This window comes from Verrucosispora sp. SN26_14.1 (genome assembly GCF_004307965.1).
Lineage (GTDB): Bacteria > Actinomycetota > Actinomycetes > Mycobacteriales > Micromonosporaceae > Micromonospora.
The window spans coordinates 1-1,566 of the sequence record NZ_SISL01000757.1 but is presented as its reverse complement, the minus strand read 5'-3'; the positions used below and the strand labels follow the sequence as shown (position 1 = coordinate 1,566).

Genomic DNA, 1,566 nt, shown 5'->3' with positions numbered 1-1,566 from the left:
CGCCCCGGTGGCCGCTCCCGAGCTGCCCGCGCCGCGCCGGGGCCGGGCCGCCGTACGGGCCGAGTTCGGGGTGGCCGCCGACCAGCCGTTGATCCTCTCGGTCGGTCGGCTGCACCCGCAGAAGCGGTACGACGTGCTGGTGGACGCCGCCGCCCGGTGGCGGGAACGGGTGCCGCCGCCGGCCGTGGTGATCGCCGGGAGCGGTCCGGCGTACCTGCCGTTGGCCGCCCGGATCAGTGCCGCGCGGGCGCCGGTGACCCTGCTCGGGCACCGCACCGACGTGGCCGATCTGCTGGCCGGGGCGGACCTGGCGGTGGTGACCAGCGACTGGGAGGCCCGACAACTGTTCGCGCAGGAGGCGCTGCGGGTCGGCGTACCGCTGGTGGCGACCGAGGTGGGTGGCCTGCCGGACCTGGTGGGGGACGCCGCGGTGCTGGTGCCGCCGGGCGACGTCGACGCGGTCGACGCGGCGGTCGGTGACCTGCTCGACGACGCGCCGCGCCGCGCCGAGCTGGGCCGTCAGGGTGTCGCGCGGGCCGCGACCTGGCCCACCGAGGCGCAGACCGTGGCCCAGCTGGTCGCGCTCTACGCCGAGTTGACCTCGGGCGGGGCCGGGCCGACGCCCGGTGCCGACACGCCGTCGACGGGACGCCGGTGATGTTGCGCCGAATCGCACCGATCCTGTTGACCCTGGTCGTGGTGGCGCTCGGCGTCACCGTGCTGGCGGCCCGTCCGGAGAGCCCGCCGCCCCGGCAGAGCGCCGACTACGTGGTGCTGGTCGGGGTGGCCGGGCTGCGGTGGGAGGACGTGGACGCGCAGCGGACGCCGACGTTGTGGCGGATGGCGCAGGAGGGCTCGATCGGTTCGTTGTCGGTGCGGTCGGTGTACCGACCCACCTGCCCGGTGGACGGCTGGCTCACGCTCGGCGCGGGGGGCTTCGCCGCCTGGGCCGGCAGCCCGACCGACGGGCAGTGTCCGCCCGCCGACGTGACGGTGGAGCAGCCCGACGGCATCGGCGCGAACCTGCCGCAGCAGGAGAGCGTCGTGCTGCGCAACCAGGAGCGGCTGCCGTGGGGCACGGTGCCCGGCGCGCTGTCGGAGTCGGTGCGCTGCTCGGTGGCGGTCGGCCCGGGTGCGGCGGTGGCCGCCGCGCGGCCGTTCGGTCGGGTCGACCGGTACGCGCCGACGCTGCCGGAGGATCCGGCCGAGCTGCTCGGATCCTGCGTGCTGAGCATCGTCGACGCCGGCACCGTCGAGGGTGAGGACGAGGCGTCGCGGTCGGCGTCGGCGCAAGCGGCCGACGCCCAGCTGGCCCGGGTGCTGACGGGTCGGCCGCCGCGGTCCCTGGTGATCGTCGCCGGGGTCTCCGACACCGAGCGGCCGTCCCGGCTGCACGTGGCCGTCGCCGACGGCCCCGGCTGGGAGGAGGGCTGGCTGACCTCGCCCAGCACCGGTCGGCAGGGCTACCTGCAACTGATCGACCTCGCGCCGACCGCGCTGGCGGCGCTGGGCCGTCCGATGCCGGACCGGCCGTTCCTCGGCCGGCCCGCCGAGTCGGTCGGTGGG

Annotated in this window: 1 protein-coding gene and 1 pseudogene; both read left to right on the top strand. The window is 77.1% G+C overall.

Translation table 11 applies throughout. The annotated features are described in order from the left end of the window. A partial coding sequence (locus EYA84_RS31660) for a glycosyltransferase family 4 protein (protein ID WP_131057833.1) occupies positions 1 to 658 on the top strand: 658 nt, incomplete at its 5' end. Then, a pseudogene (locus EYA84_RS31655) lies at positions 658 to 1,566 on the top strand (hypothetical protein); the annotation flags it as partial. The gene EYA84_RS31660 and the pseudogene EYA84_RS31655, both read left to right, overlap by 1 nt.